The sequence below is a fragment of the Neobacillus sp. KR4-4 genome, from assembly GCF_042136325.1.
Taxonomy (GTDB): Bacteria; Bacillota; Bacilli; order Bacillales; family Cytobacillaceae; genus Neobacillus.
The window spans coordinates 38229-50528 of sequence record NZ_JBHHJU010000009.1 but is presented as its reverse complement, the minus strand read 5'-3'; the positions used below and the strand labels follow the sequence as shown (position 1 = coordinate 50528).

The window sequence follows — 12300 nt, the reverse complement described above, 5'->3', positions numbered from 1 at the left end:
TCATACTAATTATACTTATAAAATAAATTACTTTATTAAAATATTTAAAACATTCAAGACTATAATCATCCTACCATTAAAATAATACATTGGGCAATAATTTTATTTGAAAGAATAAAGCTGGAAATTGTAAAAAAGGAGTTGACACCATGTCGATCGAAATTGAATTTGATTCCTCTTGGAAGGATGATTTTTTACATAGAATCGATAACGATGGTCCATGGGGGAATTGGGAGCTTTTTAAACTAGCAATTGGAGTAGAAAAACATCTCGTTGTTCCTGATTTCAACGGTTTATTGGCACCAAGTCATTTATCTAATTTAACCCCGCTTCCACACCAGCTCGAAACAGCGAAACAAGTAATTGAAAATATGAACGGAAAAGCTATCCTTGCTGATGAAGTTGGGCTCGGAAAAACAATTGAAGCTGGATTAATTCTAAAAGAATATATGATACGCGGATTGGTGAAAAAGGTATTAATCCTTGTCCCTGCTTCTTTAGTTACACAGTGGTCGACCGAGCTAAATAGCAAATTTTTCATTCCTGCTATATCACAAAGAAAAAGCTATGTGTGGGAACAGTGCGATGTCGTCGTATCCTCGATTGATACAGCAAAACGTAATCCACATCGCGACATTATCTACCAACAAGACTATGATCTCATCATCATTGATGAAGCACATAAACTAAAAAATAACAAAACAAAAAACTACGAATTTGTTCAAAATCTGAAAAAGAAATTTTGTTTATTGTTGACGGCAACACCGATTCAGAACCGAGTCGAGGAAATTTTTAATCTGGTTTCGTTATTAAAACCAGGACATTTAGGGAGCGAAACGGCATTCTATGAAAAATACAAGCGTGATGCACGATCCTTAAATGATGATGAACATTTAAAAGAATTAGTAAACAAGGTCATGATTCGGAACAGGCGGGCAGATACAGGAATCGAATGGACAAAACGGCATGTTGAGACGATTCCAATTGAATGTACCCCTGAGGAGAAAGATCTTTACGAGTCAATTACAAACTTAAAAAGTGAAGGGAATTGGGTACAAACTAGTTCATTCTCAGTCATGACGTTGCAGCGTGAGGCATGCAGCAGCAGAGAGGCCGTTTTTTATACATTAAAGAATATGCTGCAAAAAAAGGAAAATCCAACTCCAGCTTTCGAAGAACAAATTCAATATTTAATGAAAAAGGTCGAAGCTGTTCAGAAAAATTCCAAAGCGGAAAAAGCATTAGAGTTAATTCAAAAGGTAAATGATAAAGTGATTATTTTCACAGAATATCGAGCCACTCAAATGTACTTACAATGGTATTTAAAACAGCATGGAATAACATCTGTCCCTTTTCGCGGCGGGTTTAAGCGCGGGAAAAAGGACTGGATGAGAGAATTATTTCAAAAGCATGCACAAGTTCTAATTGCGACAGAAGCGGGCGGCGAAGGAATTAATCTTCAATTTTGCAACCATATAATTAATTTCGATTTGCCATGGAATCCAATGCGGCTAGAACAGCGGATTGGTCGTATTCATCGTCTTGGGCAGGAAAAAGATGTCATGATTTATAACTTTGCAATAAAAAACACGGTCGAGGAGCATATCTTAAAGCTTCTTTATGAAAAAATCCATTTATTCGAAAAAGTAATCGGCGAACTGGACGATATTTTAACAAAGTTGGAATTTGGCAATATTGAAGACCACTTAATAGATATATTCGGACAATCCTCTACTGAAGGGGAAATGCGCATAAAAATGGAAAACTTATCATCAATGATTGAATTTGCAGAATCGATGAAGAAAGGAGATTCCCATGCAGCAGCAGGAAATTCATAACTTTCTATTGACCTATTTTCTGGCTAATGATTGTGAAATTGTGGAGAATGGCCCTGGATATTTAATGGTTCAGTTAACAGTGGAACTTGACAAGGAATTAATGAACCGCCCTTTTTACTGGCATTATTTAGAAAAAACAGGCGGGATTCCAAATCCGATGAGGCTAACCTTTATCACGAATCAAGATGCAGCTCCTGAAAATATAAAAGGGGAAATCATTCATTTTGGTTCTCCTCGTCTACATCAAATTTTTGCTTCAACTAAGAAACTAGCCAGCTATATGCGGCTTTACGAAAATCATTGCCATCAGAACAGGCAGACCCCCTTGATGCCATGGCTATGTATGAATGTTAAAATCTCATATCAATGTGATCGTAAGCGTGATATTTTTAAGTCCATCGGTTTACAACTCATAAACGGAACAATGGTCGAAGATTTCCATGACAGGCTTCTGCAAATACCGTTAACACCAAAAATTCCGGATTATTCCTTTACCTTATCACCATTAGTGAGGCCGCAAAGTGGGATGTCAAGGATAGAAGCGTATCTAACTTCCGTGATTGAGAAAGATGACCACACCTGGGCTGAAGACGCAAGAAAACGCTGGGAGCAGGATTTACGACTCTTAAACCATTTTTATGAAGATGTCGAAGAAGAAAATGAAAACTTCGAAACGGAAAAACTAGCCCTAAAAGAGCAATACGAACCAAAAATATCCATATCCTTCATCAACGGAGGCCTCTTCTATCTAACCGACAAAGCCATATAAAGGCACAAAATGAGGGTGTCAGGCGCCATGTGAAAATTTCACATGGTGCCTGACACCCTAATATTATTTTGCTGAAAAAATAAAAATATTTTTTGAAAATAAAGAAGGATAAGCAGGAACGCTGTCGAATATTATCAAATGAAAAATATTAAAGGCGGTGGTACCTATTGTTAGCGCGATAGAAATCTTAGCAAATCGAATTATTGCCGATGCGGCAAGGAATCAGGCAACAGATATTCACATTATTCCAAGGAAGAATGACACACTCATTCAACTACGATTAACCAACAAACTCATTCCCCGACTATCCCTTCCTAAAGACGAATGCGACAGATTAATTTCACATTTTAAATTCACAGCCAATATGGATATCGGTGAAAGAAGACGGCCACAAAGCGGAGCATTTTTTTGTGAAGTTGGCGGACAATTAATGGGTTTAAGACTATCCACGCTTCCTTCTAATAACAGAGAGAGCCTTGTCATCCGGCTGCTCCCACAGCAAGAACAAATCCCTTTTCACCAACTCTCACTATTCCCGTCAATGACACGAAAACTACTCGCCCTTCTTAAACATGCTCATGGACTTATCATTTTCACCGGGCCAACTGGCAGCGGCAAAACAACTACACTTTATTCCCTTTTAAATGAAACAGCCCACCTATTTCACCGCAATGTCATCACGCTCGAGGATCCCATCGAAAAAAACTATGACTCCGTCCTGCAAATACAGGTCAATGAAAAAGCAGGCGTAACATATGCGGCTGGTCTAAAGGCAATTCTGCGTCATGACCCAGACATTATTATGGTCGGTGAAATTCGCGATGCTGAGACGGCAAAAATCGCAGTAAGAGCTGCCTTAACAGGCCATCTTGTCCTCTCCACAATGCATACTCGCGACGCAAAGGGGGCAGTTTATCGCCTGCGAGAGTTTGGTGTGAATTGGTTAGAAGTTGAACAGACACTGATTGCCATTACCGCACAAAGATTGGTGGAACTCTCGTGCCCTTTTTGCGAGGGGGATTGCACACCTATTTGCTATTCCTATAACAGATGGAAACGCGCAAGTGTGTTTGAACTATTATCAGGAAGAAATTTACACGGGGTAATGAAGGCAGCCCAAGGTGATAAAATAAATACGCGTTACCGCACCTTAAAAGATGTAATAAACAAAGGTATTGCCCTTGGTTATATTCAAGAATCTGAATACGAGCGATTGGTGTATGATGATGAATCGTCATAAATGGACAGTGAATGAACAAGCAAATTTCTTGAGAAGAACTGGTGAACTTTTGGCAAGGGGATATCCAATTGCACTTGCAATTGAATCCATAGCATTACAATTACCCTCAAAACGAAAGGAGGAACTTAATGATTGTTTAGAAGAATTGAAAAAAGGTCTACCATTTCATGTTGCACTAAATAATCTTGGCTTCCAAAAAGATTTAGTCGGTTATGTCTATTTTGCCGAACAACATGGCTGCTTTGCGGATGCTCTGCTGGAGGGAAGTGAACTTGCATTACTTAAAGATAAAGATTTACACAAGCTTCTAAAACTGCTTCAGTATCCTGCTTTGCTCATTGTCATTACAGGATTTCTATTTATTTTCGTCGAAAATACATTACTCCCAAGGTTCACAAGTCTTTTTTCGTCCCTTGGTCTAGAAGCAAATTTTTTTATGAATGTCGTTTACGCTTTCGATCGTTATTTTCCAATCGTGATCGGCATCTTGCTTTTTACTCTATCATTGGGAACAATGTATTATTTGCTGATATTTCGAAAGCTCACCGTCCTACAACAAAGGGCACATCTAGTTCGCATCCCAATTGTTGGCAGGATCCTCAAATTACTATTCACTCACTACTTTTCCATTCAACTAAGCTTCTTACTTTCCGGTGGATTATCGGTTTCTGAAGCACTACTACTTTTTGAACAGAATCTCAGACATCCTTTTTACAGTCACTTAGCTGCTGCAATTAAAAGTAAGCTAATTACCGGAGAAAGATTAGAGTCAATTTTGGCAACGATGTCATACTTCGAAAAAGAATTTCCGATGATTGTAAAACATGGACAAGAGAATGGAAAGTTGGAGCAGGAACTGCTATTTTTCAGCAAGCACTGTATCACAAACATGGAAGAAATGATTCAAAAACGCTTAGCAACTATTCAACCTATTCTTTACATCATTATTGGATTTCTTGTCGTGTCAATGTATTTAGCTATTCTTTTACCCATGTTTCACCTGCTTGATGGTATTTAAAAAAATTGGAGGTTAGTTAGAATGATAAAAAATGAAAAAGGTTTTACATTAATAGAAATGATGATTGTTATGCTAGTAATCTCAGTACTGTTAATTATTACAATTCCTAACGTTGCAAAACATAATTCAAATATCAACAATAAAGGCTGTGAGGCCTACGTGAAAATGGTCCAGGCTCAAGTTCAAGCATATGAAATGGACAAAAACAAAATCCCCACAATTGCGGAACTAAAATCAGAAGGATATTTAAAGGAAGACTCAAAAGGTTGTCCGAATGGGAATACAGTTGCAATAGACGTTGATGGCAATGTAACTTCAACAGAAAGTAACTAATCCCCAATGAAAAACGATCAAAATGGCTTCACTTTAATTGAGTCCCTGTTAGTTCTCTTCATCTTCATGATTATCTCCTCAATTACAGTCTTCTCCTTAAAACCGCAGCACTCAGTCCTGGAGGATGAGGCCTTTTTAACCCAATTAAAAGCAGACCTATATTATTCACAACAATATGCTATATCTCATCAACATGAAGTATCCGTTGTTATTCTTCCAACGCAGTATAAGTATTACATGTTATTGAGGAGCGACCTTCCGCCAATCCTCGTACGAAATTATTCAAGAAATATTTATCTTGCTGAAGCTTCCATACCCTTATATTTCAAATTCCTAAACGATGGAAATGTGAACCAGTTTGGTACCTTTCTCATCCAAACCAAAAATAAAACCTATCAAATGACCCTGTTAATCGGAAAGGGACGGTTTTATGTTAAGGAGTTCTAAAGGCTATTTTCTGCTTGAGCTTCTACTTTCCTTATCAGCATTGTTCATAATTAGTTTGTTTTTACTGCCATTATTGACCGAACTAAGAGAACAATCCCGGAAATTGGAATTAGAAAATATGTCTAGACAGTTGATGTACGAAGAATTACATGCGAATTTAGTCAGTAATCATGGAACATCAAATTCCACTTCTATTCAAAATGGAATTGAATTTCAAATCATATGGAAGGACAGTGAGATGGCTGGACAAAAGGAGGTGTGTGTGAGAGTTGAAAAAAATTCGTTCCTTCCTGAAGTTGAAGTTTGCGGGCTGCTTGAATGATAATGCCTTTACACTCATTGAAGTGCTTATTTCTTTTTCTATTTTCACAACAATTATTTTTTTTATGACACCATTATTCCAAATAATTCTTAATCATAAGGATACGGAGGCTTCTTTACAAGCTATGGAGTGGGATGTTTTTTCGAGCCAAATTAAAAAGGAGATTCGGCTTTCCAGTCGAGCAGAGGTGATCTCGAATCGCTTAATTCTAACAAAAGATGCGGAAACCATTCAGTATGAAAAATACGGAACGAACCTTAGGCGCCGTGTCAATTCAACTGGTCATGAGATACTCCTCCAAAATGTTTCACAGCATTCGTTCACTCTCTTAAATAATGCCGTCAAAATCGATGTAACTGACCTAAGGGGAAGAAAAAATTCAGTAATTGCTTTCTCAATGGGAAATTGGCTGAATGTTCCATGAAAAATAATGAGAGTGGCTTCACTTACCCACTAACCTTGTGCCTTCTAATCATTTTTTTATTATTTCTTTCGAGCCGAATGGAAGTATTTTTATCTGAAAGAAAAATTGCTCACGAAACGAATACCATCATGCTCGAGGAGTATTATTTCCTCTCATCAGTAAAAAAGATTGAATCGATTTTTCAAAAGACTGGCATACTGCCTGCCAAAGGGACGGTGCCGTATGTAAAGGGAAACATGGATTACCAAACTGAAACACCCATAGGGTATATTCAAAAGGTCAATTTTACATTGCACCTCAATAATGATGGTATAACAGTTAACGGAAGGGGATATTTTGATACGCGGACCAAACGATTATCCAAATGGCTTGAATTGAAATAACTAAATATGGGCATACTTGTTCATGAAATTTAAAGGCAGGTGAATGTCCATGAAAACCAATGATTATGTAAAATTCATGACTCAAACGATTGTAAAATATGCAGATCAACCAAAGGATGAAAGGAAGCGTCTTCGTACCGAACGAAAAGAAACAAAAGCTTCTTTCTGGTATCGTTGGTTCGGTATACTTCCTTACATCCTCTATTTTGAAGTTAAAAAAAGGCGAAGAATGTAGCTTCTCTAAATGCCTTATTTTTCAAAAAATGATAATTTTACTGTTGACAAATGATTTTATAACCTAAAATTGCTTTCTTTTAACACATTGTTACAATATAAAGTCGCAAATTGTGAACATTTTCTAAACATACTGTGTTAACATTGTTAACCTCATTCCCATGTTAGAAGGGCTGTATTATAATGGAATAAATTATGGGGGTCCGAGGTGAACAATGATGGAACAAACATTAAAGATAACAAACGTTTTATCAGATCCAACGCGGTACTATATTTATCAATACATTACCAAACGTCATCAAGAAGTAACAGTACAAGAAGTGGCAGAAAACTTTAATATTCACCCAAATGTTGCACGATTACATTTATCAAAACTTGAAGATGTGAACATGTTAGTGTCTGAAACTAAGAAAACTGGTAAAGGCGGCAGACCGAGTAGATTATATCGTCTCTCAGATGATGTAATACAATTGCATTTCCCATTTCGTGACTACATGCTCTTATCTAAAGTCGCATTCCAAACCATGATTTCACTTGGAGAGATTGGTAAAAAAGCACTTTTCCATACTGGAAAGCGTTTCGGTGCAGAGCTGATTGAACAAGAAAAGGCAAAAAGGGCGTTTGGAGAGGAATTAGAATTTGACCAAAAGCTCACAATATTAAAAAGTGCGGCAACGCTTGCTGGTTTTTATCCTGAATTTGAAGCAAATGGCGATAAAACAAAAATCTATTTCCAAATTTTCAATTGCCCTTTCAAAGAAGTGGCAGAAGATCATTCGGAAACAGTTTGCAGTATGCACCATGAATTCTTAAAAGGAATGTTTGGAGCACTTTTTGAATCAGTTGAGTTAATTGAAAAAGAAAATATTATTTCTGGTTGTGAAACTTGTTCTTATCAAGCGCTTGTAACAAACTAAATCGAAACCATTATTTACATTGTACCTCCTTTTACTTTATAATATTGTAATGATGGGATCGAAGGGTAAAAGGAGGGATACATATGGATCGCATGTTCAGAGTTTGTGGTTTCTGGACGGGCATTTTTACAGTAATGTTTTATCTTGGTGATATGGATAAGACGGCAATGTTATTCTTAGCCCAAACAGGTTTTTTCGTTCTGCTTAGCTATCTAAAACTATCCGAGCGCATGTATTTGTGGGTATTCGGAGCTTATTTAACAGTTTTCTTCGCAGGCTTCACTTATTGGACAACGTTCATGATGGTGCCTGGTGCAGGACATTAAGTAACCATTAGAAAAAAACGCCGGAAAATTCCGGCGTTTTTTCTTTATTCGCTGAAGAAATCACTCCATTTTAATTTTAGCTCTTTTTGCTGGATAACCACATAAAAATAGGAACTAATTCCTGAAGGCATAATCAAACTGCGAATCGCTCGATTCCGTTTGCTTACCTCTGAAAAGGGATTGGGATCGTAATGGTTTGCTAATTCTTTCAGAATACCTGCCTGTAATAAAAACTCATCCTGCCTTAGCTTTGAAACAAGTTCTAAGTTTTCCTGTTCCCCTTTTTGAATTAAATAATCAAAATGGATATGAGTGGTAATGTCCATTTCACCAGGGTTTTGCAAAATATCATCAATCAGCTGATGCTGATAATAACCTCTCAAACTCCCCTTTACCCTTCTAGGGTCCATCCACTCTTCATTTGTATAACCATAATCAGCTGTTACTACAATCCCTTTTATCAATGCACGGGAGATTCCCTTTATCATCTCCACCATGGCTAACGGGACCTCCAACCGCTGCTTTTCCTTTAATTCAATCTGGCTTTCCTTTAAAAACAATTTGATATCAGTATTGGTTAAAGGTACCTTTTGTTCATACAGTTCATTATTTCGAATCCCTATCATAACTTCTTGCAGTTCCTGATTTTCTTTTTCAATGACATGAACTGGTAATGCATCAAAGAGTTCGTTTGAAAAAATCATTCCTTCAAATGCGTTAACTTCGTTGATGTTCTCCACTTGAACAATGGGAAAATCATCCATTAACAATTCCCGTTGCAGTTTTCGATGAAAAGGGCTGCTTTCAACAATAATATATGTTAAAGGCGTTTGAATCCTTTCTTTCCATTCCTGTAAAAACGCTTTGGCAAATCGTCCATTTCCAGCACCTATTTCACAAAATACTGGGTCAAGTTGTGAATTGGTACATACGTGAGAAAACCAAGTTGCCATCATTCTTCCATATATATCAGAAATATTACTTGTTGTTATGAAATCACCTTGCCGCCCAATTTTTTGTTTATCCTTCATATAATAGCCAAATTCAGGATGATACAATGCTGAGCCAATGTATTTTTCATAGGAAATTAACTCATTGGGAGAAGTTGAAATTAATGTTCTAAAAAATGTGTCCATATATACTCCTTTTCAAATAAACACTATTGACACAGTGAAAACTTTATAATATTGTAAGGATAGTAGCTTAAACTTTATCCCCTCCCATATTAGAATAGAATATCCCCCAGAAAAACCCTTCTCATTTCGGAGAAGGGTTTTTCTATATCGTCTCCCCTAATTGCTAAAATCCATTCAAAAATGGATTACTATCCATTTCTGCACCAATGGTTGTCACAGGTCCATGACCAGATAATACATACGTATCCTCAGGTAATACAAGCAGTTTATCGTGGATACTTTTTAATAACTGTGATGCGTTCCCTTCCATTAGGTCTGTACGGCCAATACTGCCTTGAAAAAGGGCATCTCCAGAGATAACAAAGCCTTGCTCTTCAAAATAACAAGAGATACTTCCTGGTGAATGACCAGGAGTATGAAAAATGCTAAATTCAAATTCGCCAATTTTCATAACACCTTCATTATTAATAATCTGATCAGCGGGATTGACTCTTATTGAATCCTGAATCATAAAAAATTGTGAACCATTTCGCGCAGGATCACCAAGCCAGTTTTCTTCCTTTTTATGAAGATATACTGGAATTTTATAAAAGTCCCTTACTTCATCGACACCTCCGATATGATCAAAATGTGCATGAGTTAGAATAATAGCAAGAGGTTTCAGTTTTCTATTATTCAACAACTGAATGAGCTTTTTCCCTTCACCGCCGGGATCAAAAATTAAACATGCTCGGTCAGAATTTTCTACGATGTAACAGTTAGTTTGAAGTGCCCCCAATGGAATTTGCTGCCATTTCATATTTTCGTACCTCCAATTGAATTTGCGATATCATTATTTTACACTAAGTATTAAGCAGAGAGAAAGAATACAAATTCACCCGAGTTCTTTTTTGCTCTCGACAAACGAAAGAAAAAAATATAAAATAAGAAACGAATGTAAATAATATAGGTACATAATTTTCTTAAATTTGTTTGATGTATGCCTGCTTATCATAATAAAAGGGGGGTTTTCCATGGGTTTAGTAATAATTTTTGCTCTTGTAACCATTCTTGCTGCTTTCGGTGGATTTTCAGCACTTAAGAAAAAAAATTTCTTAGCTGCATTTTGGGGTGTAGCTTCATTTGTGGTTTTTGGCTGGTTTACAGTAATGACCATCATTAATTCTGGATTTCCAACAGGAACTCACTAAGAATTTTAAAAGACTGCCAACCGGCAGTCTTTTTATTTTACATGGAGTGAAATTGTCCTCGACACACATATTACTTTTTTGTAATCTCCTTGAATTTAGTCCTCTTTTAAAAGGCTAGTAACCCGGTCTACTTTATATTCCATGCTTCGCTTGACATCTCTTCTGTCATCAATACGAATCGTCGTAGCGACCCGATGGATCCCTTCAGAGAAGGGTACCTCGTGCATTTCTTGAATAACTTCAAATAGGATGGGAAGCTCACCTTCGATAATGGTATTCATGGGTGTTAATTGAAAACGTATTTTCCCTTCGTCTTGATATTTTCTCAAAACCTTTTGAACACTTGCTACATATTTACTTACACTAGGAGTTTCTGTTCCAATTGGAATAACAGTTACATCTACAATAGCCATGACTGAATACCTGCCTCTTTTAATTTTTGATTCAACGTGATTTTATCATAACAGAAGATAAAATAAAAAAATGACACTGTGTATCCTAGTGTCATTCTTTTATCAATTCATATATTTTCTTATGATTAAGATCAATAATTTTTTCAAACCGATTCCCATACAAAAGTGCCCCACCTGTAGGTGACAGTATCAATGGCTCATTTTCTAAGCCTTCCATTATTAGCTCGCTGCGGCCATTTTTAATATTATAATTTAGAAGCTGGAAACCCTCTGAATAAGCATCCGATTCTCCGCTTGATAGGGGTCTTAAGGTTGTAAATTGTCCTTTTTCTTTATTATAGTCATAAAAAGGAACGAACCAATCTGAATACTTTGTTAATTGCGGCATTGAAAAAGTAGATAGTTTACGCAGGTCTTTATCATAAAATGAATAACTGGACATGGATTGGTCTTGTTCATTTATGGTGATTGTCATGGTTAAGTCAGGAAATGCAGAAAAATGAATAACTGAAGAAAACAACTTCTTCTCCATTCCAGTATCTAAATTTCTACTATTAAGCGGTGCAAATAACGATGGCTGATCCACATTCCAACTAATCCAAGCTATCTGATTCGAAGCTATCCACTTCATAAAAGGCTGAGGCACATCAAGTTCGGTTGTGGTTGATTGTTCGAAATCCAGCAATAACACTTGAAAACTCCAATCCTCAGCAAATTTTGTTACTAAGACCCGAGATTCATTATATGGATTCCATTCAAATGCTAATTCATAGGATGGAAAATCCTTTTTAAAGATTACGTTTCCTTTCGTATCAATTATTGTAACTAATCCTTCAGTATTTGTTTTCGAAGCATGGATAAGAATACTTTTTCGGGATGGACTAATTTGTACATTGATAATGGGATATTCACTTTTATAAATTAATTCACTTTTACCTGTAAAGAGTTCGTAGCGGTATATACTTGAAGTTTGTTCTAGATTCGTAATATAGAGGATTTGTTTCTCAGAAAGCCAGCCGGCGAGTTTGGAAAATTCACCTTCAGGGATCGAAATTGGTAATTTCCACTTATTTCCTGAAGCATTGGTAACAAGAGAATTAGTTTTACCATTTTTAGCAGGAACTTTTTGTTTTACTTGCTCGTTATGAGCGCATGCACCTAAGATGAGGACGGATATAAATAAATAGAGGATCAGAAACATTGGATATTTACTATTATTCCTTTTCAAAGTATTCAATACTTCCTCCTCTCTTATTCTCTCTCATAAATAAGTACGTTTTTTAAACTATATTGTTTCAATATTATAACAA

Annotated in this window: 17 protein-coding genes; 13 read left to right on the top strand and 4 right to left on the bottom strand. The window is 36.5% G+C overall.

Annotated features, from left to right (window positions below):
* Positions 1–149: 149 nt before the first annotated feature.
* From ACE198_RS11315 to ACE198_RS11260, 12 genes are all read left to right on the top strand, one after another.
* Positions 150–1838 (top strand): DEAD/DEAH box helicase, encoded by a 1689-nt coding sequence (locus tag ACE198_RS11315; RefSeq protein WP_375375639.1) that lies wholly within the window; start codon positions 150–152, stop codon positions 1836–1838.
* Positions 1816–2607 (top strand): YqhG family protein, encoded by a 792-nt coding sequence (locus ACE198_RS11310; protein ID WP_375375638.1) that lies wholly within the window; start codon positions 1816–1818, stop codon positions 2605–2607. Before ACE198_RS11315 ends, ACE198_RS11310 begins: the two co-directional genes overlap by 23 nt.
* 157 nt (positions 2608–2764) lie before the next feature.
* Positions 2765–3847 (top strand): competence type IV pilus ATPase ComGA, encoded by a 1083-nt coding sequence (gene comGA / locus ACE198_RS11305; RefSeq protein ID WP_375375637.1) that lies wholly within the window; start codon positions 2765–2767, stop codon positions 3845–3847.
* A complete protein-coding gene (gene comGB / locus ACE198_RS11300; protein ID WP_375375636.1) occupies positions 3834–4865 on the top strand; it encodes a competence type IV pilus assembly protein ComGB in 1032 nt (343 codons plus the stop codon). Before comGA ends, comGB begins: the two co-directional genes overlap by 14 nt.
* 21 nt (positions 4866–4886) lie before the next feature.
* On the top strand, positions 4887–5198 hold the full coding sequence (comGC, locus tag ACE198_RS11295) for a competence type IV pilus major pilin ComGC (RefSeq protein ID WP_251457255.1): 312 nt from the start codon (positions 4887–4889) through the stop codon (positions 5196–5198).
* 6 nt (positions 5199–5204) lie between these two features.
* Positions 5205–5645, top strand: coding sequence for a competence type IV pilus minor pilin ComGD (gene comGD, locus ACE198_RS11290; RefSeq protein WP_375375635.1), 441 nt, complete (start codon positions 5205–5207; stop codon positions 5643–5645).
* Positions 5629–5967: a hypothetical protein gene (locus ACE198_RS11285; protein ID WP_375375634.1), complete on the top strand. Its 339-nt coding sequence runs from the start codon at positions 5629–5631 to the stop codon at positions 5965–5967. Before comGD ends, ACE198_RS11285 begins: the two co-directional genes overlap by 17 nt.
* Positions 5915–6391 (top strand): competence type IV pilus minor pilin ComGF, encoded by a 477-nt coding sequence (comGF, locus tag ACE198_RS11280; RefSeq protein ID WP_375375633.1) that lies wholly within the window; start codon positions 5915–5917, stop codon positions 6389–6391. Before ACE198_RS11285 ends, comGF begins: the two co-directional genes overlap by 53 nt.
* Positions 6388–6774 carry a competence type IV pilus minor pilin ComGG gene (comGG, locus tag ACE198_RS11275; RefSeq protein ID WP_375375632.1) on the top strand — a complete coding sequence of 129 codons (387 nt, stop codon included), beginning with the start codon at positions 6388–6390 and terminating at the stop codon, positions 6772–6774. Before comGF ends, comGG begins: the two co-directional genes overlap by 4 nt.
* A 49-nt stretch (positions 6775–6823) precedes the next feature.
* A complete protein-coding gene (locus ACE198_RS11270) occupies positions 6824–7009 on the top strand; it encodes a YqzE family protein (RefSeq protein ID WP_026563593.1) in 186 nt (61 codons plus the stop codon).
* Positions 7010–7226: 217 nt separating this feature from the next.
* The gene (locus ACE198_RS11265) at positions 7227–7925 is read left to right on the top strand and encodes a helix-turn-helix transcriptional regulator (RefSeq protein WP_375375631.1); all 699 of its coding nucleotides are present in this window, start codon (positions 7227–7229) and stop codon (positions 7923–7925) included.
* A gap of 83 nt (positions 7926–8008) precedes the next feature.
* Positions 8009–8251 carry a DUF2626 domain-containing protein gene (locus tag ACE198_RS11260; protein WP_088088969.1) on the top strand — a complete coding sequence of 81 codons (243 nt, stop codon included), beginning with the start codon at positions 8009–8011 and terminating at the stop codon, positions 8249–8251.
* 44 nt (positions 8252–8295) lie between these two features.
* Here the strand turns inward: ACE198_RS11260 and ACE198_RS11255 are convergent, their stop codons facing one another.
* On the bottom strand, positions 8296–9387 hold the full coding sequence (locus ACE198_RS11255; RefSeq protein WP_375375630.1) for a class I SAM-dependent methyltransferase: 1092 nt from the start codon (positions 9385–9387) through the stop codon (positions 8296–8298).
* 163 nt (positions 9388–9550) lie between these two features.
* Positions 9551–10186: an MBL fold metallo-hydrolase gene (locus ACE198_RS11250; RefSeq protein WP_098571128.1), complete on the bottom strand. Its 636-nt coding sequence runs from the start codon at positions 10184–10186 to the stop codon at positions 9551–9553.
* A 214-nt stretch (positions 10187–10400) separates the two neighbouring features.
* On the opposite strand from ACE198_RS11250, the gene ACE198_RS11245 reads away from it, so the two are divergent.
* Positions 10401–10577, top strand: a complete 177-nt coding sequence (locus ACE198_RS11245) for a DUF2759 domain-containing protein (RefSeq protein WP_375375629.1) — start codon at positions 10401–10403, stop codon at positions 10575–10577.
* A 95-nt stretch (positions 10578–10672) separates the two neighbouring features.
* Here ACE198_RS11245 and ACE198_RS11240 read toward each other — a convergent pair whose 3' ends face one another.
* Complete coding sequence (locus ACE198_RS11240) at positions 10673–10990, bottom strand: MTH1187 family thiamine-binding protein (protein ID WP_375375628.1); 318 nt, start codon at positions 10988–10990, stop codon at positions 10673–10675.
* Positions 10991–11081: 91 nt separating this feature from the next.
* On the bottom strand, positions 11082–12227 hold the full coding sequence (locus ACE198_RS11235; RefSeq protein WP_375375627.1) for a YqgU-like beta propeller domain-containing protein: 1146 nt from the start codon (positions 12225–12227) through the stop codon (positions 11082–11084).
* Between the last annotated feature and the right edge of the window lie 73 nt (positions 12228–12300).